The following is a 23416-nucleotide window of genomic DNA, read 5'->3' as shown; positions in this document are numbered from 1 at the left end:
AGAGCCAATGGCCCTGCCCCGCGTTACCTCACCGCATACCAAAGGCAACAACCGCACTCAGCGGGTCATGTTGCTGGTGCTGGCGGCAACACTGCCTGGCGTGATCGCTTTGACCTGGCTGTATGGCGCCGGCACGCTGATCAACATGGCCTGGGCCTGTACCGTCGCACTGGGCTGCGAGGCGCTGATCCTCAAGCTACGGCAACGCCCGGTGCAGTTCTTCCTGCGCGACGGCAGTGCGCTGGTCACCGCCGTGCTGCTGGCACTCGCGCTGCCGCCGTACTCGCCCTGGTGGCTGACTCTGATCGCCACCGGCAGCGCCATCATTTTTGGCAAGCAGCTCTATGGCGGCCTCGGGCAGAACCCCTTCAACCCAGCGATGATCGGCTACGTGGTGGTGTTGGTTTCCTTCCCTGTGGAGATGACCACGTGGCCGGTTCCGCACAGCGTTGGCATCAGCGCCGGCTTGCAACACATCCTCGGCATCGCCTCGCTGCCTGACGGCTGGACGCAAGCTACGGCACTCGACGTCCTCAAGGTCAACAAGAGCCTGACCATTGACGAACTCTGGGCCAACCCAGCCTTTGGGCACTTCGGTGGCATCGGTTCGGAAGTAGTCAATCTCGCATTCCTCGCTGGCGGCCTGTTTCTCCTGCACAAACGCCTGTTCAGCTGGCATGCGCCTGTCGGCATGCTCGCCACGCTCACGCTGATGAGCCTGCTCTTCTGGAACGGCTCAGGATCGGATAGCCACGGTTCGCCGCTGTTCCATCTGCTCAGCGGCGCGACGATGCTTGGCGCCTTCTTCATCGTCACGGACCCGGTGAGCAGTGCCACCAGCAACCAGGGTCGCCTGATCTTCGGTGCCGGCGTTGGCATCCTGGTTTATGTCATTCGCGCCTGGGGCGGTTATCCAGACGCCGTGGCGTTCGCCGTGTTGCTGATGAACCTGTCGGCTCCCACCATCGATTACTACACCCGTCCGCGCACCTATGGCCACCGCAAGGCCGAGCGCGGCTTCAAGCTGGGCGAATGACATGATCCTTCCTGAACTCAGCCGCTCGATGTTCAAGAACAGCCTGGTGCTGGGCCTGTTTGCTGTAGTGACTGTCGGGGCCGTGACCCTGCTGCAGCAATTCACCGCCGAGCGCATCCAGGCATCCGAGCGCGCCGCGCAACTGCGCGCGCTGAACGAAATTCTGCCCCGTGACAGCTACGACAACCAGTTGCTCGATAACAGCATCGACGTACACGACCCGCTGCTCGGAACCCGCCAGCCACTCGCGGCGTATATCGCCAAGAAGGACGGTCAGCCCAGCGCGGTCATCCTCCAGGCCATCGCGCCAGACGGGTACAGTGGAGCGATACAGCTGCTCGTCGGCGTGCGGGCGGATGGGCGGGTCGCCGGCGTCCGGGTGGTCAGTCATCGAGAGACGCCTGGCCTAGGCGATAAAATCGAATTGGCCAAGAGCCAGTGGATACGCAGCTTCGAGAACCGCTCGCTGACCGATCCTGAAGAATCCGGCTGGGCCGTGAAGAAGGATCGCGGTGAGTTCGACCAGTTTGCCGGCGCGACCATCACGCCACGCGCCGTGGTCGGCGCGGTGCATCGGGTGCTGCAGTATTTCGATGCGCACAAGGCCGAACTGCTCAATGCCAGCGGCAGCCCGATAGCACCGGAGCAAGCTCTGGAGAGCATGACAGAACCCGCCGAAGTGACCACCCATTCACGGGCCGGCGCTGCCGCCACCCGTGACGAGCTGCAGGTCGACGAACCGCAGCCCGAGCAGAAAGGCCAGACACCATGAGCAACCCCAGCTATCGCGAACTGAGCGTCAACGGCTTTTGGAAGAACAATCCAGCGCTGGTCCAGTTGTTAGGGCTCTGCCCGCTACTCGGGGTGAGCAACTCGACCGTCAACGCCCTAGGGCTGGCACTTGCCACGGCGCTCGTGTTGATCTGTTCGAACATTGGCGTGTCCCTGGTGCGCGGCGTGGTCAATACGGCCGTGCGCCTGCCAGCGTTCGTGATGATCATCGCCGCCCTGACCACCTGCATCGAACTGCTGATGCAGGCCTACACTTATGAGCTGTATCAGATACTCGGGATCTTCATCCCGCTGATCACCACCAACTGTGTGATTCTTGGCCGCGCCGATGGCTTTGCGGCCAAACACAACCCGTTGATCGCCGCCTTTGATGGCCTGGTCATGGGCTTGGGTTTCGCGCTGGTGCTGGTGATATTGGGCGGCTTGCGCGAACTGTTCGGAACGGGTGCGCTGTTCGCCAACATGCATCTGCTGTTCGGCCCGATCGCTACCGATTGGCAGATCACATTGTTCAGCGATTACAAGGGGTTCCTGCTGGCGATCCTGCCGCCCGGTGCGTTCATCGTGCTCGGCCTGTTGATCGCGCTGAAGAACCGCATCGACCAGCAACTGGCCGAACGCGCCAAGACCAGGCAGCCCATCGAGCCGGTGCAGAGCCGTCGTGTCCGCGTCACCGGGGTCATCGAGTGAAGTTGCGATCGTTATTTCTCAAATCGACAAGCTCGAGGCTCGTAACTCGAAGTTCGGGACTGCTCGTATGAACACTGAGAAACGCCGGGAAATCTTCCGCCGCTTTCACGAAGACAATCCTGAGCCGAAAACCGAGCTGGCCTACAGCACGCCTTTCGAACTGCTGATTGCGGTGATCCTATCGGCTCAGGCCACGGACGTCGGTGTCAACAAGGCCACGGCCAAGCTCTACCCTGTCGCCAACACGCCCGAAGCCATCTTCGCCCTCGGATACGACGGCCTGTGCAGCTACATCAAGACCATCGGCCTATATCCGAGCAAGGCGAAGAACGTGCTTGAGACCTGCCGCATTCTCATGGAGAAACACGGCAGCGTGGTGCCTGATAACCGTGAAGATCTCGAAGCGCTGCCAGGGGTTGGCCGCAAGACCGCCAACGTGGTGCTCAACACCGCCTTTCGCCAGTTCACCATGGCGGTTGACACTCACATTTTCCGCGTCGCCAACCGCACCAATATCGCGCCCGGCAAGAACGTCCTGGAGGTCGAGCGCCGGCTGATCAAGTTTGTCCCGAAGGAATATCTGCTAGACGCCCATCACTGGCTGATCCTGCATGGACGCTACGTCTGCAAGGCGCGCAAGCCGCAATGTGGCAGTTGCCGGATCGAGGATCTCTGCGAGTACAAGCACAAGACCTCGGACGATTGATCGCCTTCGGGAAAAACCTATCACCTGATTGAAAAAATCTTTTTTACGACCTCCTCTTTTGTCGCTATAAGGTGCGCCAACAGCGCGCCTTAGCCGTGGAGAAAGACAGTGTCCGAAAAAGAAGAGATCCAGATTGAAGATGACTTCGTCGCAGACGACGAAGACGATACTGCAGAGGCTCCAGTCGAAGTGGCCAAGACCAACCTGACCAAGCGCCGAATCATCGACAACCTGCTCGAAGAACGCCGGTTGCAGAAACAGCTCAACGAGTTCGACTTCGACCTCTGAATGAAAAAGCCCCAGATATCGGGGCTTTTTTGTGCGGTCGGGGTTTCAGTCCCGACGTGAGGGCGACAGCAGTTCCACTTTGTAACCGTCCGGATCCTCGATGAACGCGAGGATGCTGGCGCCATGCTTCATTGGCCCCGGCTCGCGAGTGACCTTGCCTCCGCGACCACGAATGTCTTCACAGGCCTTGTAGACGTCCTCGACTTCCAGCGCGATATGGCCGTAGCCGTCGCCCAGATCGTACTTGTCGACGCCCCAGTTGTGGGTCAGCTCCAGCACGCTGTTGTGCGCCTCGTCACCGTAGCCGACGAACGCCAGGGTGAACTTGCCTTCCGGGTAGTCCTTGCGGCGCAGCAGGGTCATGCCCAGCACTTCGGTGTAGAAGGCGATGGATCGGTCCATATCGCCGACTCGCAGCATGGTATGCAGCAGTCTCATGGTTTGGCTCTCCTCATTTTTCGGCAAGACAGAAAGCATAACCCCGGCTCGTGGCCGGGGTTATGTCAGAGACGAGGCCCCGGTCCGTTAGAACTGAGTCCGACCCTTGTTCGCGGCAATGCGCATGCGCAGTGCGTTGAGCTTGATGAAGCCACCCGCGTCGGCCTGATCGTAGGCGCCGGCATCGTCTTCGAATGTAGCGATGTTGGCATCGAACAATGAATCGTCGGACTTGCGACCGGTCACGATGACGTTGCCCTTATAGAGTTTCAGACGCACCACACCGTTCACATTGATCTGCGAGGCGTCGATCATCTGCTGCAGCATGCTGCGCTCCGGGCTCCACCAGTAGCCGTTGTAGATCAAGCTGGCGTACTTGGGCATCAGCTCGTCTTTCAGGTGAGCCACTTCCCGGTCAAGGGTGATCGACTCGATGGCGCGGTGGCCCTTGAGCATGATGGTACCGCCGGGCGTCTCGTAGCAGCCGCGCGACTTCATGCCGACGTAGCGGTTCTCGACGATATCCAGACGACCAATGCCGTTCTCGCCGCCGACCTTGTTCAGGTAGGTCAACACTTCGGCGGGAGTCATGTCCTTGCCGTCGATGGCAACGATGTCGCCCTTGCGGTAGGTCAGCTCGATGTAGGTCGGGGTGTCCGGTGCGGCTTCCGGCGACTTGGTCCAGCGCCACATATCTTCTTCATGCTCGGTCCAGGTGTCTTCCAGTACGCCGCCTTCGTAGGAGATGTGCAGCAGGTTGGCGTCCATGGAGTACGGCGACTTCTTCTTGCCGTGACGCTCGATCGGAATTTCGTGCTTGGCAGCGTAGTCCATCAGCTTTTCGCGAGAGAGCAGATCCCATTCGCGCCACGGGGCAATCACTTTGACGCCTGGCTTGAGTGCGTAGGCTCCCAGCTCGAAACGTACCTGGTCGTTGCCTTTGCCGGTAGCGCCATGGGAGATGGCGTCGGCACCCGTCTCGTTAGCGATCTCGATCAGTCGCTTGGCGATGAGCGGACGGGCAATGGAGGTACCCAGCAGGTACTCGCCTTCGTAAACGGTGTTGGCGCGGAACATCGGGAAGACGAAATCGCGAACGAACTCTTCGCGCAGGTCGTCGATATAGATCTCCTCGACACCCATGGCCTTGGCCTTGGCGCGCGCTGGTTCGACTTCCTCACCCTGCCCAAGGTCGGCGGTGAAGGTCACCACTTCGCAGTTATAGGTGTCTTGCAGCCACTTGAGGATCACCGAGGTGTCCAGGCCACCGGAATACGCCAGGACTACCTTCTTTACGTCGGCCATTGCCATCCACTCCCGGGATTGTAAGGAAAACGAGGATTCTACTGGTCGCGACGCCTGTTTTACAGGGGCGTGAGCGCGCTTGGCGTCAGGAAGGCGGGGCGCTGCCCTCCGCTGCAGCCGTGATAGTCGCAGTACCGCGCTCAAGACGCAGGGCAACCCGACGGTTTTTGGCTCGATTGGCCTCACCATTGTTGGGTACCAGCGGGTAGCGTTCACCATGAAAGCGCAACGTGATGTGCTCCTTCGGCACGCCATTGGCGATCAGGTACTCTTCGACCGCCAACGCCCGGCGACGGGATAGATCGCGGTTGGTCAAGCGGTTGCCGCTGTTGTCGGAATGGCCGTCGAGCTGTATCCGATTGACGCTCGGGTCAGCCTTGAGAAACTGCAGGATGATGTCGAGTTTGGCTTGGGCCAAGGCATCGAGCGCGACGTCACCCGCGGGAAACCCGACCTGCGATTGGCGAATCTGATCGAAATTCACCGGCAGCAGCTTCGTCGTACAGGCACGGAAATCTTCATAGGCCTTGCCGAAACGAGCGGGCAGCAACCGCACCTCCAACGCCTCGCCCCCGTGCCGCGTGCGGTGACGCACCACCGGGCTTCGACCTTCGAGCAAGCCGCTGAGGAGCCGGCCCGCCTGCAGCTGCGAGCTGTTGAACGGTATGTCCTCGCCGCCAGCCACTGACACAAAACCTAGGTTGATATCGCTGCGTTCCGGCTGCCAGGGTGCAGCCGCTGCGAGCAGGGTCGCCGACCCGTTACCTAGCCAACGATCAGGTGACTGCAAACGGAAGGTTGGCTGTTCACCTGCCCGGCGCACGAATTCCCCCACGCCGAACCCCGCCACCGGCTGTGTCAGCCGGCACTCGAACTGGTCCCCTTCCACCTGCCACTGCGCTCGTTCCAGGCGTGTCTGGAACGTGAGTGCATTGGCTGGGGAGACCAGCAGGCAGCTGAGAATTAGAAGACGCAAGCGCACGTAAGGCTCCACGGTGAACAACAGTCAACCGGGATATCGGTGCAGCCGGCCAAAACTTGAACCTGGTGTGGTATCTACCGATGCCTCTTTTGCCGACACTCGTTTCAGCGGTACGTCCCGCCTGCGGCGATTTTTTCACGCGTTTCCGGTAGCATTCCTGCACGTTTTACCCGCCTGGAAATCTGCATGTCCGACCGACTGACACTACTGCGCCCCGACGATTGGCACATTCACCTGCGCGATGGCGCGGCGCTGCCACATACCGTGGCGGACGCCGCACGCCAGTTCGCGCGCGCAATCATCATGCCGAACCTGGTTCCGCCGGTTCGCAACGCAGCCGAGGCGCAGGCGTACCGCCAGCGAATTCTCGCCGCACGCCCGGCGAAAAACGAGTTCGAGCCGCTGATGGTGCTCTACCTCACCGATGGCACGCAGCCCGACGACATTCGCGCAGCCAAAGCCAGCGGCTACGTATATGCGGCCAAGCTTTATCCCGCTGGCGCGACCACCAATTCGGCGTCTGGTGTAACCCGCATCGACAATATCTTCCCGGTGCTGGAAACCATGGCCGAAGTCGGCCTGCCGCTGCTGGTGCATGGCGAGGTCACGCGCTCCGAAATAGATATCTTTGATCGTGAAAAATATTTCATCGACGAACAGCTGAGCCGGGTGACCGAGCGCTTTCCCACCCTCAAGGTGGTGTTCGAACACATCACCACCCGCGACGCTGTGCAGTTCGTCGAGGCGGCCAGTGCCGATGTCGGCGCGACAATCACCGCCCACCACCTGCTCTACAACCGCAACCACATGCTGGTTGGCGGCATCCGCCCGCATTTCTTCTGCCTGCCGATTCTCAAGCGCAACATCCATCAGGAAGCCCTGCTCGACGCGGCGACCAGCGGCAACCCGAAGTTCTTCCTCGGCACCGACTCGGCACCGCATGCTCAGCACGCCAAGGAAAACGCCTGCGGCTGTGCCGGGTGCTACACCGCCTTTGCGGCGATCGAGCTGTATGCCGAGGCGTTCGAGCAACGCCAGGCGCTGGACAAGCTGGAGGCCTTCGCCAGCCATTTCGGTGCGGACTTCTATGACCTGCCGCGCAACACCGATCAGATTACCCTGGTCCGTGAATCCTGGAGCGTGCCGGCCAACCTGCCGTTCGGCGAGCACAACGTGGTGCCGCTGCGCGCCGGCGAAACTCTGCAGTGGCGGCTGGAGACAAGCGCATGAGCGACGAACAGTTCGACGACGAACTTGAAGGCAACGCCCCTGGCAAGCCGCGCTCGCCCATGGCAAGGCGCTTTCGTGGTTTCCTGCCGGTCGTGGTGGACGTCGAGTGCGGAGGCTTCAACTGCGCCACTGACGCCTTGCTGGAAATCGCCGCCGTCACCATCGGCATGGACGAGCAGGGCCTGCTCTATCCGCAGGAAACGCTGTTCTTCCGCGTGGAACCCTTTGCAGGCGCCAACATAGAGGCAGCGGCGCTGGAATTCACCGGCATCAAGCTGGACCATCCGCTACGTATGGCGGTCCCCGAATCTCAGGCGCTGAACGAAATCATCCGCAGTGTGCGCAAGGCAGTGAAGTCGGCCGGCTGCAAGCGCGCAATCCTGGTTGGCCACAACAGCAGCTTCGATTTGGGCTTTCTCAACGCGGCCATTGCCCGCTGCGACATCAAGCGCAACCCGTTCCACCCGTTCTCCAGCTTCGACACCGCCACCCTCGCCGGCCTCGCCTATGGCCAGACGGTACTGGCCAAGGCCTGTCAGGCGGCTGGCATCGACTTCGATGGACGCGAAGCACATTCGGCCCGCTACGATACCGAGAAGACCGCCGAGCTGTTCTGCGGCATCGTCAATCGCTGGAGAGAAATGGGCGGCTGGGAAGAGTTCGACGAGTAACGCTCCATTCCCGATCAGGTAAAGCGCAGGGTGGGCTTCAGCTCACCAAGAGCTGCGGTCGACACGGTTGCCATTGCCCGTTCTGGTTGGCCGGAGCCCACCCTACCTACCGCCACAAACGAAAAGGCCAGTCGCATGCGACTGGCCTTTTTACTTGCGGGATCGTTTACAACGGCTTGCCGCGATTGCCGTGCTCACCGACAAAAGCCTGCATGGCCTTGAGGTCGTTGGCCAGCACCGTGCAACGTTCCGGCCGCTCGAACAGGTCGGTGAGATGAGCCGGCAGCTCCAGCGCCTTACCGACGCCGGCCTTCTCAACCGCATCGGGGAATTTCACCGGATGGGCGGTAGCCAATGTCACCATGGGTGTCGACAGACTGCGCCGGCATTCACGCGCGGCATAGACGCCAATCGCAGTATGCGGATCGAGCAGCTCGCCGGTGGCAGTGAAGACCTCTGCGATGGTTTTGCAGGTCTGCTCGTCATCTACCGCCAGCGAGTCGAACAGCTTGCGTGCCTCGGTCCAGCGCTCCTCTTCCACCGACAGCTTGCCGCTGGACTTGAAGGTATTCATCAGCTCAGCCACGGCGGAGCCGTTACGACCATGTAAGTCGAACAGCAGACGCTCGAAGTTCGACGACACCATGATATCCATCGAAGGCGACAGTGACGGATGCAGCGCGTCCTTGTCGTAACGGTTGCCGCTCATGAAGCGGTGCAGGATATCGTTGCGGTTGGTCGCCACCACCAGCTGGCTGATCGGCAGCCCCATATTGCGCGCCAGATAGCCGGCGAAAATGTCGCCGAAATTACCGGTCGGCACCGAGAACGCGACGGAACGTGCCGGGCCACCCAGCTGCAGTGCAGCATGGAAGTAGTAGACAATCTGGGCCATGATCCGCGCCCAGTTGATCGAGTTCACCGCTACCAGACGTGTGCCCTTGAGGAAGCCCTGATCAGCAAAGCTGTCCTTGACCATTTCCTGGCAGTCATCGAAGTTGCCTTCGATGGCGATGTTGTGGATGTTGTCGCCGAAGATGGTGGTCATCTGCCGGCGCTGCACTTCCGATACGCGGTTGTGCGGATGCAAGATGAAGATGTCGACGTTGTCGCAACGACGGCACCCTTCGATCGCCGCCGAGCCGGTATCGCCGGAGGTAGCACCGATGATAACCACGCGCTCACCACGCTTGGCCAGCACATAATCGAGCAGGCGACCGAGGAGCTGCAGTGCAAAGTCCTTGAAGGCCAGCGTCGGACCATGGAACAGTTCAAGGATCCACTCGTTACCGTCCAGCTGACGCAACGGGGCAACCGCGCTATGGGCGAATACGCCGTAGGTTTCTTCCAAAATCTGCTTGAAGTCGGCATCCGGAATGCTGCCTGTCACGAATGGTCGCATCACCTTGAATGCCAGCTCGTGATACGGCAGACCAGACCAGGATGCAATTTCCTCGACGGTGAAACGAGGCAGGTTTTCCGGCACGTAGAGACCGCCGTCGGTGGCCAGCCCGGCAAGCAAAACATCTTCGAAGTTCAAGGCCGGAGCCTGGCCACGGGTGCTGATATAGCGCATTTTTCAAACCTTCGGTATGTGCCTGAAGTCCTGAGCCAGAAGGAGGCGATCCGCTCCTGCTTCAAGCTCCAGATTCCAGTTAATTCAGTTGTTCCACCCGGATCCGCACCACGCTGCCGACCACGTCGGAAAGCGCCTCGAGCGCTGTGATCGCATCGTCGATTCGCTGCTCGACTACCCGATGAGTGACGAGGATGACCGGCACCAAGCCGTCATGGACCTCGGCTTCCTTCTGCATGATCGATTCGATGTTGATGCCGCGTTCGGACAGGATGGTCGCGACCTGGGCCAGCACGCCCGGATGATCCTTGGCCTGAATGCGCAGGTAATAGGCGCTTTCGCAGGCGCCGATTGGCAGGATCGGATGAGCCGAAAGCGAGTCGGGCTGAAACGCCAGATGCGGGACGCGGTTATTCGGGTCGGTGGTCAGTGCACGCGCCACATCGACCAAGTCCGCCACCACGGCCGAAGCGGTCGGCTCCATGCCCGCACCGGCGCCGTAGTACAAGGTCGACCCGACCGCATCGCCGTTGACCATGACCGCATTCATCACGCCGTTGACATTGGCGATCAGACGATCGGCCGGAATCAGGGTCGGGTGGACACGCAGCTCGATGCCCGATTCCGTGCTGCGCGCAACACCCAGATGCTTGATGCGATAGCCCAGCGCTTCGGCGTAATTGACGTCAGCGGTGGTCAGTCGGGAAATGCCTTCGGTATAGGCCTTGTCGAACTGCAGCGGCACCCCGAAAGCGATAGAGGCCAGGATCGTCAGCTTGTGCGCGGCGTCGATACCTTCGACGTCAAAAGTCGGATCGGCCTCGGCGTAACCCAGCTCCTGCGCCTCCTTGAGCACGTCCTCGAAGGTACGCCCCTTCTCGCGCATCTCGGTGAGAATGAAATTACCGGTGCCGTTGATGATGCCAGCCAGCCAGTTGATCTGGTTGCCCGCCAGGCCCTCGCGGATCGCTTTGATGACGGGGATGCCACCAGCGACCGACGCTTCGAACGCGACGATGACGCCCTTCTCGCGGGCCTTAGCGAAGATCTCATTGCCGTGGACAGCGATCAGTGCCTTATTCGCCGTGACGACGTGCTTACCGTTTTCGATGGCTTGGAGGACCAACTCACGGGCCAGGGTATAACCGCCAATCAGCTCGACGACGATGTCGATTTCAGGGTTGTTTGCGACCTCGAAAATATCGCCGGTAATTGGAGTGTCGCCGGTGTTGCACTTGGGGTTCGCATGACGGGCCGCGATCTGCGCGACTTCGATTCCTCGCCCGGCACGGCGGGCGATTTCCGCAGCGTTGCGCTCGAGCACATTGAAGGTACCGCTACCGACGGTTCCCAGCCCACAGATGCCAACTTTCACCGGTTTCAAGTTGCACTCCCCATTGCCAGCGAACGGCCCCGCATAGCGGCCGAACAAAAGAGTCGCACATTACGAAGCGCACGGGATTTAGTCAAATCGGCGGCAACCCCTCAGCCTCTTCGCTAGTCTGGTTTACTTTGCAACCCCAGACGCCGATGCCATTGGGCGAGCGACTCATCCGGGTACTCATCGAAACAGCGATCGTCAGGCCCCACCTGTGGCTCGACCCATGACGCCTTCGAAGACAGCATGAGATGGGTGGACTCGGGAGGACTTGGCAAGTCGGTATCGATAGCCGATGCGTGCGGGTGGACAAGGTCTGGCCAGTTCGGATCCCATAACCAGAGCGCGCTGCCGCACAACTTGCAGAAATGACGCTGGCCATCGCTGAGACGGGTTTCTCCGGTTTCCGCATCGACCATCCTGGCCTGATAGAGGCTCAGGTTTTCACGACCCTCAACTTGCAACGTCCGATGATCGCCACCCAGGTTGATCGCATAGCCGCCCGCTCCGGCCGTCTTGCGGCAGATCGAACAATAGCAGCGCATGAATGGGAATGGCTCGGCTGATTCGAGCGAAAAACGAACCGCCTTGCAGTGACAGGAACCTTCGAGCTTCATATTCGCACCTCCACGGTAAGCCTTAGGCTTTGAACGCGCGGGGCAGAACAGTTCAGCCGCCGACAAAACGGGACAGCGGCTTATGACCGAAGGTGCAGGCCCATCTGGTTACTTGGCTTTAAGAGCCAACTCGGCGAGCTGCGGTGCTGGCTGATAACCAGGAATGATCTGGCCATCAGCCAGAATGATCGCCGGCGTACCCTGAACACCGATCAGCTGACCCAGTTTGTATTGCTCGGCAATCGGGTTTTCGCAGTTTGCGGTGGGGACCTCTTCGCGCGCCTTGGCCTTGTTCATCGCAGCATGTCGATCCTTGGCACACCAGACGCTGGTCAGCGTATTGGCGCCGTGACTACCCATCCCCTGCCGAGGGAAGGCCATATAACGAACCTCGACGCCCAGGCGATTCAGCTCGGGCACTTCGCTGTGAAGTTTCTGACAATAGCCGCAATCGGTATCAGTGAATACCGTGATATGGGTTTTGGGCTTTTGCGGTGCGAAGACCACCATCTCGCTAACGGGAACCGACTCTATCGCCTTGGCTACCGAGCGGCTTTGGGCCTGCTCGGTCAGGTTGGTGGCCTGACCTTCCTTGAACTGGAACATGTAGCCCTGGATCACGAATTGCCCATCAGCGCTTGCGTACAACTGCCGCCCTCCCTTGAGCTGGACCTGGTACACACCTTCCATGGGACTTTCGGCAATCGATTCGATCGGCATGCCCGGCTGTATGGATTGCAGCGATTCACGGATCGCCTTGTCAGGGTCTGCAGCCAGGGCAAAGGTGCTGGCAAGACCGAGGGTCACGGCAGCAAATAAACGAATCACGCGCATGGAGTCTCCGGGCGACTTCGATCGGGGGAAAGGGCCGCAGATTAACATAGCGGCCACCATCCAGCTTGTGTCACCGGGGCTTCGGTCGTCGGCTTTGTGGATTGCCGCGCACCTCGGAGCGACCGCTGGTCAGCCGCGCGGATGATGCTGAGCGTGGAGCTCCTGCAGCCGCGCGCGAGCGATATGGGTGTAGATCTGCGTGGTGGATAGGTCGCTATGACCAAGGAGCATCTGCACGGTTCGAAGATCTGCGCCATGGTTGAGCAGGTGCGTGGCGAACGCATGACGCAGCGTGTGCGGGGAAATCGAAGCCGCTACCCCTGCCTGCCGGGCGTGCAGCTTGATGCGATGCCAGAATGTCTGTCGCGTCATCAGATCTGCGCGCCGACTGGGAAACACCACATCGCTGGCCTTGCCATTAAGGAGCGTCTCCCTCGCCTCGCGCAGATAGCGCGTCAGCCAGTGCAGCGCTTCCCCCCCCAGGGGCACCAGACGCTCCTTGCTGCCCTTGCCAAATGTACGCAACACGCCCTGGCGAAGATTGAGCTGCTCCAGGCTCAGGCTGACCAATTCGGTCACGCGTAGACCGGTCGCATAGAGAACCTCCAACATTGCCCGATCGCGCATTCCCAGCGGATCGCCGATGTCGGGAGCGGCCAGCAGAGCCTCCACGTCTGCCTCGGACAATGCCTTGGGCAGCGGCCGGCCGAGCTGCGGCAGATCGACTCGCAGCGTAGGGTCAACCGAGATGGCGCCCTCGCGCAGCAAGAATCGATAGAAACCACGAAGGCCGGAAAGAAGCCGCGCAGTAGAACGCGCCTTGTAATCGTTGGCCAGGCGCCAGGCGAGGTGGTCGAGGATCACGTCCCGGCCCGCGTCGATCAGGCGGACCCCGCGCTCGTCGAGCCAGCCATTGAACAGCGCCAGATCACTGCGGTAGGCCTCGCGGGTATTGTCCGACAGCCCTTTTTCAAGCCAGAGGGCATCAAGGAAACGGTCGATCATGGGGTCATCGAGTGCGGGCATGAAAGAATAATCGGCAAGTGAAGCGCGTTAGTGTTCCATAGGCCGCATCCGCCCTGCCAGGCTTAACCCCAATCTAGATTAAAGGAGTCAATTGGCAAGAGGATTAGGAAGAATTCGCTGCCAGGTGAAGTCGTGACGCCGTATGCCTAGTTGAGCGGATATCGCCGAAACCAAATAACCGCACTTCCAGGCCACGGGAAGCACATGAACGGCAAAAAAAAAGCAGCCCGAAGGCTGCTTTTTTCTGAAGGAAGCTTTCCTCAGGAAAGCTTTTCCTTGATACGGGCTGCCTTACCGGACAGCGCGCGAAGGTAGTACAGCTTGGCTTTACGGACATCACCACGACGCTTAACGGTGAGGCTGTCAACCATTGGGCTGTAGTACTGGAAAGTACGTTCAACACCAACACCATTGGAAATCTTGCGAACGGTGAATGCGCTGTTCAGACCGCGGTTACGCTTGCCGATCACGACGCCTTCGAAGGCCTGCAGACGCTCACGCTCGCCTTCTTTCACCTTTACCTGGACAACTACAGTGTCACCAGGGGCGAACGGAGGCAGTTCTTTAGTCATCTGCTCAGCTTCGAGCGCCTGGATAATCTTGTTGGTCATGCTGTGCTCCTAAGGCGGGCCATCATGCGCGCCATCGATACGTTAACTATCGTCCCGCTGATGGATGTATTCCTTCAGCAGCTTTTGTTCTTCCCCAGAAAGCGAGCGGCTATCCAGAAGATCAGCGCGGCGTTCCCAGGTCCTTCCGAGGGACTGCTGCAAGCGCCAGCGCCGGATGTGTTCATGGTTGCCGCTAAGCAGCACCTCAGGAACACGTTTATCCGCATACACTTCCGGTCGCGTGTAGTGCGGGCAGTCGAGCAGGCCGTCGGTAAACGAATCCTCCTCGGCGGAATGAGCATGACCCAGCGCCCCAGGGAGCAAGCGGGTCACCGCATCAATCAGCACCATGGCCGGCAATTCACCACCGGACAACACGTAGTCGCCAATCGACCATTCCTCATCGACATGCGCTTCGATGAAGCGCTCATCAATACCTTCGTAGCGACCGGCGATGAGGATAAGCCCCTCCTCCTTCGCCAGATCACGGACATCAGCCTGTTTCAGCTGACGCCCCTGAGGCGACAGGTAAATCACCTTCGCCTTCCCGCCTGCGGCCTGCCTGGCATCAGCCAAGGCAAGCTCCAGCGGCTTGATCTTCATCACCATGCCGGGGCCGCCACCGAAAGGTCGATCATCTACCGTCTGGTGACGATCTTCGGTATAGCTCCGGGGATTCCAGCACCGTAGCTCGAGCAGCCCCTGCTTCACCGCGCGACTGGTAATACCATAGTCACGGATGGCAGCGAACATGTCTGGAAACAGACTGATCACATCGACACGGAAACCGGACATATCGCTCAGAAGTCCGCATCCCATTCAACGTGCATCTCGCCTGCATCCAGATCGACCCTCAAAACGCAGGGATCGGTATAGGGCAGCAAACGTTCACGATCGTCCAGGCTGCCGTCAAACGGCTTGACCACCAGAACATCGTTGGCTCCGGTCTCGAGTAGATGATCCACCCGCCCAAGCACTTGCCCGAGCTGATTGATGACCTTAAGACCCTGAAGCTGGAACCAATAATACTCATCACCGGTCAAGTCAGGCAGCTCATCACGAGGGATGCATATCTCGAAGTCGGCGTACGTACGCGCCACTTCACGATCAGTCAGCCCCTTGAGCGTAGCCACCAGAATCTTGCCCTGGAGGCGCCCCTTGTCCAGCTCGACCTGCTTGACTTCGTCGCCTCGCCTGAGCGTCCAGCGTCGATAGTCCAGCAGATTTTCGATCGGATCGGTAAAGGAATAGATCTTTACGTCACCACGCACGCCATGCACCGAAACGATCTTGCCGATGACGATAAGGTCTTCGGCCGGGGCTGACGTGGCGTTCATGTGTTTCAGGCAGCAGCCTTGGAAGCTTCCTTCAGCAGCTGAGCAACACGCTCAGACGGCTGTGCGCCCTGGCCCAACCAATAAGCGGCACGCTCCTGGTTTACCGAGAGCTTCACTTCTGCACCCGAGGCAACCGGATTGAAGAAACCGATGCGCTCAACGAAGCGACCATCGCGCGGGTTGCGGCTGTTGGTCACGGTCAGGTGGTAGAAAGGGCGCTTCTTGGAGCCGCCACGGGCGAGACGAATAGTTACCATGTGAACATCGTTCCTGTAGTCGGTACAGCAAATCTGAATGCAGGGCCCAAGGCCCGAAAGGCCGCATATTCTAAGGATTATCCGGACTTTTGCAAATGGCTTTTTCAAAAACAGCCGCAGGCCTCTGCCGCAGGCCCATCCCGCTTCGGCGGCGACCAACAACGGGCCGCGCCGAAAGCCTTGGAAGCTAGAACTTTGGCATCCCACCACCGCCTGGGAACATACCGCCCATGCCGCGCATCATCTTGGCCATGCCGCCTTTGCCGCTGACCTTCTTCATCATCTTCTGCATCTGCTTGTGCTGCTTGATCAGGCGGCCAATGTCCTGCACTTGAGTGCCGGAGCCCATGGCGATGCGACGCTTGCGCGAGCCGCTGATGATATCTGGGTTGCGGCGCTCGACAGGCGTCATCGAGTTGATGATGGCTTCCATCTGCTTGAACTGCTTCTCGGCCGCGCCTTGGGCATTGCCCATCTGCGAAAGATTCACGCCGCCGATCGACGGCAGCTTGTCCATCAGCCCGCCGAGGCCGCCCATGTTTTTCATCTGCTGAAGCTGATCACGGAAATCTTCCAGATCGAAGCCCTTGCCCTTCTTCAGCTTTTTGGTGAGTTTCTCGGCCTTCTCCCGATCCAGGGTCTGCTCGGCCTGCTCGATCAGACTGAGCACATCACCCATGCCAAGGATGCGCGAGGCGATCCGGTCCGGATGAAACGGCTCGAGCGCATCGCTCTTCTCGCCCATGCCGAGGAATTTGATCGGCTTGCCGGTGATATGACGGACCGACAACGCGGCACCACCACGCGCATCGCCGTCGACCTTGGTCAGCACCACGCCGGTCAGCGGCAGTGCCTCACCGAACGCCTTGGCGGTGTTGGCGGCATCCTGACCGGTCATGGCATCGACCACGAACAGTGTCTCGGCCGGCTTGATCGCTGCATGAACAGCCTGAATTTCCGCCATCATTTCGGCATCAATCGCTAGCCGTCCGGCCGTGTCGACCAGCACTACATCGATGTACTTGAGCTTGGCCTCGCGGATAGCCGCCTGGGCGATCTCTACCGGCTTCTGGCTGGTATCGGACGGAAAGAAGGTCACGCCCACTTCCGCAGCCAAGGTTTCCAGCTGCTTAATCGCCGCCGGGCGGTAGACGTCTGCGGAAACGACCAACACCGACTTCTTCTTGCGTTCTTTGAGGAATCGCGCCAGCTTGCCGACCGTCGTGGTCTTGCCCGCGCCCTGCAGGCCAGCCATCAGCACCACGGCCGGCGGCACCACGCTGAGGTCGAGGTCTTCGTTGGCGGCGCCCATTAACTCTTCGAGTTCTGCGCGCACGATCTTCACGAACGCCTGACCTGGCGTCAGGCTTTTGGAGACCTCCGTGCCGACAGCCCTGTCCTTGACCCTGGCAACAAACTCCTTGACCACCGGCAGCGCAACGTCGGCCTCAAGCAGTGCCATTCGCACTTCGCGCAGGGTGTCCTTGATGTTGTCCTCGGTCAGCTTGGCCTTGCCGGTAACATGGCGAAGCGTCTGGGAGAGGCGGTCGGTTAGGTTTTCAAACATGTGCCATTTCCACGCTGGATGTGGTTAAGGCCCCGATTATAGAAGCTGCGACCCCCGAGCCGGTACCCCGCAGTCGGTGCTTTTCATCAATACCGCTCAACCCGCCCCGACAAAGGACAGCGCGACTATCCGGCAAACCGACCATGCCCAGCCCCGCCGGGCAACAAACCACGCTGTTTGTGCACTTTTGCGCGCCCGGTGTTTGTGCCACACTCAGCGCCTTTCGAGCCTGCTAACAGACCTATGCACCCTCTGCTACCGAGCCTAGCCGCCGCCTGTCTTTATGCTGGCGTCACCGGATATCAAGGCCTGCGCCTGGCGCAACGCACCGTGCCTGACAAACGTCTGCTGCTCGCCCTGGGCGCGCTGGCGCTCATGGCGCACGGGATGAGCCTGTTCATCCAGCTACTGTCGCCGAGCGGTCTGCATCTGGATTTTTTCACGGCCTCCAGCCTGATCGCTGCCGCCGTAATCCTTCTGATTCTGCTCGCGCTTTACCGCATGCCGGTCGAAAACCTTCTGCTGCTGCTTTTCCCGCTCGGCTGCCTTACGGTGCTGTTCGCTCAGTTCGCCCCGTCCGGCACCCCGCCGGCCATTACCGAGCAACCGGGAATCCTGGCCCATATTCTGTTTTCCATACTGGCTTACGGGATGCTCACGATCGCAGCCTTCCAATCCTTGCTGCTGCTTCTGCAGGACCATCACCTCAAGCACAAACACCCGTCCGGCCTGATCAAGAACTTCCCGCCTCTGCAGACCATGGAAAGCCTGCTGTTCGGCTTCCTTCTCGCCGGCTGGCTGCTGCTATCGGCATCGCTGATTTCGGGCTGGCTGTTTCTCGATAACCTTTTCGCGCAGCATCTGGTGCACAAGACACTACTGTCGGTCGTCGCCTGGGTAGTCTTCGGCCTGCTGCTGTTGGGCCGCCATCAGCTTGGCTGGCGCGGCTACAAGGCCATTCGCTGGACTCTCGCAGGCTTCTGCCTGCTGATGCTGGCCTACTTTGGCAGCAAGCTGGTCCGCGAATTCATCCTGCACATCTAGGACCACTACGTGGAACATCTACACCCCGGCTTTCTGGTCGGCATGCTGGTCTTTTTGCTTTTGTGCTCGGCATTCTTCTCCAGCTCCGAAACCGGAATGCTCAGCCTCAACCGCTACCGCCTGCGCCACCAGGCCAAGGAAGGACACCGGGGAGCAAAACGCGCGAGCACTCTGCTTGAACGGCCGGATCGGCTACTCGGGACCATCCTGGTCGGCAACAATTTCGTCAATATCCTCGCCTCGTCGATCGCTACTGTGCTGGCGATCAAGCTGTGGGGTGAGGCCGGTATCGCGATCGCAACCATTGGCCTGACCATCACGCTGTTGATTTTCGGCGAGATAACCCCCAAGACACTCGCCGCCCTGCGACCCGAGGCGGTCGCTTATCCTGTCAGCCTTCCGTTGCTGCTGCTGCAGAAAGTGCTGTATCCGCTGGTGGCATTGCTCAATTGGATCAGCAACGGCCTGCTCAAGCTGCTCGGCGTCGATCTATCCAACAAGGGCAACGACAGCCTGTCCACCGAAGAACTGCGTAGCGTCGTGCACGAATCGGGTAGCGACATGCCGATGAATCGACAAAGCATGCTGCTCGGCATCCTCGATCTGGAAAGGGTCACGGTCGATGACATCATGATCCCTCGCAACGAGGTTGCCGGCATCGACCTCGAGGACGATCTGGAAACCATCGTGACCCAGCTGCGCACGACCCCTCACACCCGCCTTCCGGTGTATCGCAATGACATCAACCAGATCGAGGGCATCGTGCACATGCGGCAGATCGCGCGACTACTCAGCCACGATCAGCTTACCCGGGAAAGCTTGCTTGAGGCCTGTAACGAGCCCTACTTCATTCCCGAGAACACCCCGCTCTCCACGCAGCTGGTCAATTTTCAAAAGCAGAAACGGCGTATCGGTATCGTCGTCGACGAATACGGCGATGTACTGGGGATCGTTACGCTGGAAGACATTCTCGAAGAGATCGTCGGCGAGTTCAGCAATCAGGACGCCCTGCGCAGCCCGGACATTCATCCGCAGGACGACGGAACCCTGGTAATCGACGGCGCCGCCTATCTGCGCGAAGTCAACCGAGCCCTGGGCTGGCATCTCCCCTGCGACGGCCCCAAAACTCTCAACGGCTTGATTACCGAGGCGCTCGAGCATATTCCGGATAGTGGTATCTGCCTGCAGATCAACCAGTACCGACTCGAGATCCTGCAGGCCGCGGATAATCGCGTCAAAAGCGTCCGCGCCTGGGTGATCGAAGACACCCAGGACGCATCGAGCGACGCCCTGTAACGGTATCGACTGCGGTGGTGGTTAAAACAGCAACCCGCTTGCACGCGCCCGCTCATGGCACCGCAGCAGCACCTGGCGCCGCTCCTGATTGTCCATGCGGCTCCAGCGGCGGATCTCGTCGAGGCTGCGCTGACAGCCGGTACAGAGATCCTCCTCATCCAACGCGCAGATACTGACGCAGGGTGAGGCGACCGGCTTATTCTCGGCGTTCAATCGTCCTGCTCCGCCAACTCGCGCGCATATCGCTGGGCGTTATGCACATAATGGGCAGCACTCGCTTCAAGCATCTTTCTCTGTTGCTCGGTCAGCTCGCGAATCACCTTGCCTGGCGACCCCACCACCAATGACCCATCCGGAATTTCCTTGCCTTCGGCGATCAGCGTGTTGGCGCCGATGATGCAGTACTTGCCGATCTTCGCCCCATTGAGAATCACTGCATTGATCCCAACCAGGCTGTAATCGCCTACGGTACAGCCATGCAACATAGCGTTATGCCCAACGGTGACCCCGGTTCCCAGCGTCAGCGGGTGGCCCATATCGGTGTGCATGACGCTGCCGTCCTGCACGTTGCTGTTCTCACCGATGTGGATCAGCTCGTTATCGCCACGCAGTACCGCACCAAACCAAACATTAGCGCCTGCATCCAGGCGAATCTTGCCAACCAACGTGGCATTTGGCGCTACCCAGCTTTGCGGATGGGTTTCAACGCGGGAATCACCCAGGCGATATTTCACGGTCATGACCTCTTCTGACTCAGATCGATGTAGGAAGCGGGAGGCCGGCGCATTTCGATTCTGGCGTCGTACACCAGATTTACCAGCTCAACGATCATGATGGCCGTCAGCCCCCAGATCTTGTACTCGCCATACCGGTAGGACGGCACGTACCAGGCACCGCCCTGGTAATCGATTCGGTGGGTGACCTCGCGCGCATCCTGACAAAAGAATTCCAGCGGCACGGAAAAGACCGACGCAATCTCTGCATCGTTCGCGCGGTATTCCACATAATCCGGCACGATGCCGACATAGGGCGTGACATGGATGCCGTGCAGCGATACCAAGCTGCTGAGCGGTCCGACAATTTCCACCATACCCGGCGCCAGGCCTACTTCTTCTTCAGCTTCGCGCAGCGCGGTATGGATCAGGTCTCGGTCCTCCGGATCACGTCGACCACCGGGAAACGCCACTTCTCCACCGTGGGTGGACAGGCCGCTGGCGCGAAGGGTCAGCACCAGCTCCGGCGAATCGCTGCGCGTTATCGGCATCAACACGGCCGCTTCGGGCATTCGGCCTTCCGGCTCCAGGAGATGCGGAGAATAGTCACGCACCCGTTGGAGAATATTGTCCAGCATGAAGCTTCTCTTTCTGTCTTTGACTGGCATCATGGCATGAATCACCGAAGCCCCCAAGACAGGCAAAGCAAAACCCGACGGCTCTGGTACCACCAAAACGAAAGCGGTAAACAGGCAGCGGTCGCTGAAACACTTTTTGCGGCAGACCGGCTCCTAACAATTCCGGACCGCCAATGAACCCCTGAACGATTGAGAACGGCAGGCAAACCGAAGGAAGCGCGATGAAATTCTGCAGCCAGTGCGGCGGCTCGATCACAGAGCGAGTGCCGGATGGAGATAACAGGACCCGTTTCGTCTGTGCCACCTGCGATACGGTTCACTATCAGAACCCACGCATCGTTGCCGGCTGTCTGCCCGTATGGGAAGACAATGTCTTGCTCTGCCGGCGCGCGATCGAGCCACGTCGCGGTTATTGGACGCTGCCGGCCGGTTTCATGGAGAACGGCGAAACCGTGCAACAGGCCGCAGAGCGCGAAACGCTGGAGGAAGCCTGCGCCAGGGTCACGGACCTTCAGCTTTATACGCTGTTCGACCTGCCGCATATCAACCAGGTCTATATGTTCTTTCGCGCCGAACTGGTCGACGAACGATTCGGCGCGGGGGACGAAAGCTTGGAGGTCAGGCTTTTCCGACAGGCCGACATCCCTTGGTCTGAGCTGGCTTTCCCGACCGTTGGGCGTACCCTAGAATACTTTTTCGCCGACCGGGTGCAGCAGACCTTCCCGGTGCGCAATGAAGCCATCGAAGCAATGCGGGTGGCGCGCAAATAGGTCTGATGTCGTAAAGATTCAGGAACGCTCCAAATGCGCTGGCTGTTAGCGATCTTCTGCTTCACGTTTGCCGCCCTATCCCACGCTAGTGCTGCGCCAGCATTCGATGACGCTTTCATCGACAAGGTGCTGGTGGTCAAGTCAGAGCGTCAGCTTCACCTCATCAGCCGCGGCGTCACCATGAAGAGCTATCGGGTGTCGCTAGGCAAGCAACCGGGCCCCAAGGAACGCGAAGGCGATCAGCGGACACCCGAGGGGTTCTACTGGATTGATTGGCGCAAGACGTCCGATAAGTACAACTTGGCGATGCACATCTCCTACCCGAACGCCAAGGACCTGGCGCGTGCCAGCCGTGACGGTTTGCGGCCAGGCAGCATGATCATGCTGCATGGCACACCGCTCGATGAAGAATATCCCGAGTGGTTCTTCCATACCCTCGACTGGACTGAGGGCTGTATCGCGCTGAAGAACGATGACATGCGCGAGATCTGGAACCTTGTGAAGAACGGCACACTGATCGAGATTCGCCCCTGATCAGGAGCACCGGGCTTGGCAGCAAGCAAGGCAGCGCGTTAACGTGAAAACCATTCCCTCGCCTTTCGGTCACCTATGACGAAGACAGCTTCAGACGAGCAATTACAGCTGGACAACCAGCTGTGTTTCGCCCTGTACTCCGCCTCACTGCAGATGACCAAGGCCTATAAGCCATTGCTGAAGAGCATCGGCCTGACCTACCCGCAATACCTCGCAATGCTCGTGCTCTGGGAGCGCGACGGCCTCACCGTCGGCGAAATCAGCGCCCGCTTGCTGACCGAACCCGGTTCGCTGACACCGCTGCTCAAGCGCCTGGAAGCCGAAGGCCTGATCAGTCGGACTCGCAGCAGCAGCGATGAACGCGTGGTTGAACTGCATCTCACTGATGCTGGACGGACCATGAAAGAGCGCGCCCGTGATTTCCCCGCCTGCATGCTTGAATGCACCGGTCAGTCGCATGAAGCCTTGCTCGCACTGCGTGACCAGCTCGCATCCCTTCGTAGCGCGCTGCTGAAACGCGGCTAAGCGCGCGCAGAACCCTCGCTTTACACACCCCTTTCGACCCGGCCAGCCTCAAGGACAATTTTATCTTGCGCGCAAATTATTTGCGCGATAACTTACAGAGCCGACCATCAAAAAGGACAATGATCATGCAGGCCATCACCGCACTCTATACCGCAACCGCCACTGCGACCGGGGGCCGCGACGGCGGCGCTGCGTCGTCAGACGGGCGGCTCAACGTCAAGCTCTCCACTCCTCGCGAACTGGGCGGGCAAGGCGGAGGCGGCACCAACCCCGAGCAACTGTTCGCCGCCGGCTATTCAGCCTGTTTTATCGGTGCACTCAAATTCGCCGCGGGCCAGCTAAATCAGCCGCTACCCGCCGACACAGCGGTTACTGGCAAAGTGGGTATCGGTCAGATTCCGGGCGGATTCGGGCTCGAAGTAGAGCTGACCGTCAGCTTGCCGGGCATTGAGCAGTCGGTCGCCGAGCAATTGACCGAAGCCGCGCACAAAGTATGCCCCTACTCCAACGCCACCCGCGGCAACATCGACGTACGCCTGAGCGTCAACGTCTGAT

At 59.8% G+C, this 23416-nt stretch carries 29 protein-coding genes; 13 read left to right on the top strand and 16 right to left on the bottom strand.

The window, feature by feature from the left end; all coding sequences use genetic code 11:
• The first annotated feature begins 7 nt into the window (after positions 1–7).
• The 5 genes from rsxD (at position 8) to DQ405_RS07405 (ending at position 3512) form a co-directional block, all read left to right on the top strand.
• Positions 8–1036: an electron transport complex subunit RsxD gene (gene rsxD, locus DQ405_RS07425; RefSeq protein WP_168423594.1), complete on the top strand. Its 1029-nt coding sequence runs from the start codon at positions 8–10 to the stop codon at positions 1034–1036.
• 1 nt (position 1037) lies between these two features.
• Complete coding sequence (gene rsxG, locus DQ405_RS07420; RefSeq protein ID WP_168423593.1) at positions 1038–1808, top strand: electron transport complex subunit RsxG; 771 nt, start codon at positions 1038–1040, stop codon at positions 1806–1808.
• Positions 1805–2518 carry an electron transport complex subunit E gene (locus DQ405_RS07415; protein ID WP_168423592.1) on the top strand — a complete coding sequence of 238 codons (714 nt, stop codon included), beginning with the start codon at positions 1805–1807 and terminating at the stop codon, positions 2516–2518. Before rsxG ends, DQ405_RS07415 begins: the two co-directional genes overlap by 4 nt.
• Before the next feature lie 67 nt (positions 2519–2585).
• The gene (gene nth / locus DQ405_RS07410) at positions 2586–3224 is read left to right on the top strand and encodes an endonuclease III (RefSeq protein WP_168423591.1); all 639 of its coding nucleotides are present in this window, start codon (positions 2586–2588) and stop codon (positions 3222–3224) included.
• 108 nt (positions 3225–3332) lie between these two features.
• Positions 3333–3512, top strand: a complete 180-nt coding sequence (locus DQ405_RS07405; RefSeq protein WP_025240742.1) for a PA3496 family putative envelope integrity protein — start codon at positions 3333–3335, stop codon at positions 3510–3512.
• A 45-nt stretch (positions 3513–3557) separates the two neighbouring features.
• Here DQ405_RS07405 and gloA read toward each other — a convergent pair whose 3' ends face one another.
• The 3 genes from gloA to DQ405_RS07390 all read right to left on the bottom strand — a co-directional run bounded on the left by gloA (position 3558) and on the right by DQ405_RS07390 (position 6237).
• Positions 3558–3950, bottom strand: a complete 393-nt coding sequence (gene gloA, locus DQ405_RS07400; RefSeq protein ID WP_241729858.1) for a lactoylglutathione lyase — start codon at positions 3948–3950, stop codon at positions 3558–3560.
• Positions 3951–4037: 87 nt separating this feature from the next.
• Positions 4038–5255 carry an argininosuccinate synthase gene (locus tag DQ405_RS07395; protein WP_168423589.1) on the bottom strand — a complete coding sequence of 406 codons (1218 nt, stop codon included), beginning with the start codon at positions 5253–5255 and terminating at the stop codon, positions 4038–4040.
• 85 nt (positions 5256–5340) lie between these two features.
• Complete coding sequence (locus DQ405_RS07390) at positions 5341–6237, bottom strand: OmpA family protein (protein WP_168423588.1); 897 nt, start codon at positions 6235–6237, stop codon at positions 5341–5343.
• A 186-nt stretch (positions 6238–6423) separates the two neighbouring features.
• Here DQ405_RS07390 and pyrC point away from each other — a divergent pair, with 186 nt between their 5' ends.
• Together pyrC and rnt are read left to right on the top strand one after the other, a co-directional pair.
• Positions 6424–7467 (top strand): dihydroorotase, encoded by a 1044-nt coding sequence (pyrC, locus tag DQ405_RS07385; RefSeq protein WP_168423587.1) that lies wholly within the window; start codon positions 6424–6426, stop codon positions 7465–7467.
• A complete protein-coding gene (gene rnt / locus DQ405_RS07380; protein WP_168423586.1) occupies positions 7464–8138 on the top strand; it encodes a ribonuclease T in 675 nt (224 codons plus the stop codon). The genes pyrC and rnt overlap by 4 nt, the downstream gene beginning before the upstream one ends.
• Before the next feature lie 166 nt (positions 8139–8304).
• Here the strand turns inward: rnt and thrC are convergent, their stop codons facing one another.
• From thrC to ffh, 10 genes are all read right to left on the bottom strand, one after another.
• On the bottom strand, positions 8305–9714 hold the full coding sequence (gene thrC / locus DQ405_RS07375; protein WP_168423585.1) for a threonine synthase: 1410 nt from the start codon (positions 9712–9714) through the stop codon (positions 8305–8307).
• A gap of 79 nt (positions 9715–9793) precedes the next feature.
• Entirely contained in the window at positions 9794–11098 is a 1305-nt protein-coding gene (locus tag DQ405_RS07370) for a homoserine dehydrogenase (RefSeq protein ID WP_168423584.1), read from the bottom strand.
• A gap of 113 nt (positions 11099–11211) precedes the next feature.
• Positions 11212–11709: a GFA family protein gene (locus DQ405_RS07365; RefSeq protein ID WP_168423583.1), complete on the bottom strand. Its 498-nt coding sequence runs from the start codon at positions 11707–11709 to the stop codon at positions 11212–11214.
• 108 nt (positions 11710–11817) lie between these two features.
• Positions 11818–12543: a disulfide isomerase DsbC N-terminal domain-containing protein gene (locus DQ405_RS07360; RefSeq protein WP_168423582.1), complete on the bottom strand. Its 726-nt coding sequence runs from the start codon at positions 12541–12543 to the stop codon at positions 11818–11820.
• A 129-nt stretch (positions 12544–12672) separates the two neighbouring features.
• A complete protein-coding gene (gene xerD / locus DQ405_RS07355; RefSeq protein ID WP_168423581.1) occupies positions 12673–13569 on the bottom strand; it encodes a site-specific tyrosine recombinase XerD in 897 nt (298 codons plus the stop codon).
• Positions 13570–13829: 260 nt separating this feature from the next.
• Positions 13830–14180: a 50S ribosomal protein L19 gene (gene rplS, locus DQ405_RS07350; RefSeq protein WP_168423580.1), complete on the bottom strand. Its 351-nt coding sequence runs from the start codon at positions 14178–14180 to the stop codon at positions 13830–13832.
• 42 nt (positions 14181–14222) lie between these two features.
• A complete protein-coding gene (gene trmD, locus DQ405_RS07345) occupies positions 14223–14975 on the bottom strand; it encodes a tRNA (guanosine(37)-N1)-methyltransferase TrmD (RefSeq protein WP_168423579.1) in 753 nt (250 codons plus the stop codon).
• Between the two features lie 5 nt (positions 14976–14980).
• Entirely contained in the window at positions 14981–15517 is a 537-nt protein-coding gene (rimM, locus tag DQ405_RS07340; protein ID WP_168423578.1) for a ribosome maturation factor RimM, read from the bottom strand.
• A gap of 5 nt (positions 15518–15522) precedes the next feature.
• Positions 15523–15774: a 30S ribosomal protein S16 gene (rpsP, locus tag DQ405_RS07335; RefSeq protein WP_168423577.1), complete on the bottom strand. Its 252-nt coding sequence runs from the start codon at positions 15772–15774 to the stop codon at positions 15523–15525.
• Positions 15775–15961: 187 nt separating this feature from the next.
• A complete protein-coding gene (gene ffh, locus DQ405_RS07330; RefSeq protein WP_168423576.1) occupies positions 15962–17341 on the bottom strand; it encodes a signal recognition particle protein in 1380 nt (459 codons plus the stop codon).
• 243 nt (positions 17342–17584) lie between these two features.
• Between ffh and DQ405_RS07325 the strand changes: the two genes are divergently transcribed.
• Complete coding sequence (locus tag DQ405_RS07325) at positions 17585–18385, top strand: cytochrome C assembly family protein (RefSeq protein WP_168423575.1); 801 nt, start codon at positions 17585–17587, stop codon at positions 18383–18385.
• A 9-nt stretch (positions 18386–18394) separates the two neighbouring features.
• Entirely contained in the window at positions 18395–19681 is a 1287-nt protein-coding gene (locus tag DQ405_RS07320; RefSeq protein WP_168423574.1) for a CNNM domain-containing protein, read from the top strand.
• A gap of 21 nt (positions 19682–19702) precedes the next feature.
• Here the strand turns inward: DQ405_RS07320 and DQ405_RS07315 are convergent, their stop codons facing one another.
• From DQ405_RS07315 to DQ405_RS07305, 3 genes are read right to left on the bottom strand one after another with little or no spacing between them, the layout of a single operon-like run.
• Positions 19703–19894, bottom strand: coding sequence for a DUF1289 domain-containing protein (locus DQ405_RS07315; protein WP_168423573.1), 192 nt, complete (start codon positions 19892–19894; stop codon positions 19703–19705).
• Positions 19891–20415 (bottom strand): gamma carbonic anhydrase family protein, encoded by a 525-nt coding sequence (locus tag DQ405_RS07310; protein ID WP_168423635.1) that lies wholly within the window; start codon positions 20413–20415, stop codon positions 19891–19893. The genes DQ405_RS07315 and DQ405_RS07310 overlap by 4 nt, the downstream gene beginning before the upstream one ends.
• A gap of 2 nt (positions 20416–20417) precedes the next feature.
• Positions 20418–21032, bottom strand: a complete 615-nt coding sequence (locus tag DQ405_RS07305; RefSeq protein ID WP_168423572.1) for a CoA pyrophosphatase — start codon at positions 21030–21032, stop codon at positions 20418–20420.
• A 221-nt stretch (positions 21033–21253) separates the two neighbouring features.
• Here DQ405_RS07305 and DQ405_RS07300 point away from each other — a divergent pair, with 221 nt between their 5' ends.
• The 4 genes from DQ405_RS07300 (at position 21254) to DQ405_RS07285 (ending at position 23415) form a co-directional block, all read left to right on the top strand.
• Positions 21254–21802, top strand: a complete 549-nt coding sequence (locus tag DQ405_RS07300; protein ID WP_168423571.1) for an NUDIX hydrolase — start codon at positions 21254–21256, stop codon at positions 21800–21802.
• Between the two features lie 33 nt (positions 21803–21835).
• Entirely contained in the window at positions 21836–22336 is a 501-nt protein-coding gene (locus tag DQ405_RS07295; protein ID WP_168423570.1) for a L,D-transpeptidase family protein, read from the top strand.
• 75 nt (positions 22337–22411) lie between these two features.
• Positions 22412–22861 carry a MarR family winged helix-turn-helix transcriptional regulator gene (locus DQ405_RS07290; protein WP_168423569.1) on the top strand — a complete coding sequence of 150 codons (450 nt, stop codon included), beginning with the start codon at positions 22412–22414 and terminating at the stop codon, positions 22859–22861.
• Positions 22862–22986: 125 nt separating this feature from the next.
• Positions 22987–23415: an organic hydroperoxide resistance protein gene (locus tag DQ405_RS07285; RefSeq protein WP_168423568.1), complete on the top strand. Its 429-nt coding sequence runs from the start codon at positions 22987–22989 to the stop codon at positions 23413–23415.
• Position 23416 lies beyond the last annotated feature (1 nt).

It is taken from the genome of Pseudomonas sp. SST3, from assembly GCF_003325755.1.
Note: the sequence above shows the minus strand (reverse complement) of the source record. Positions and strands in the feature narration are given on the sequence as shown.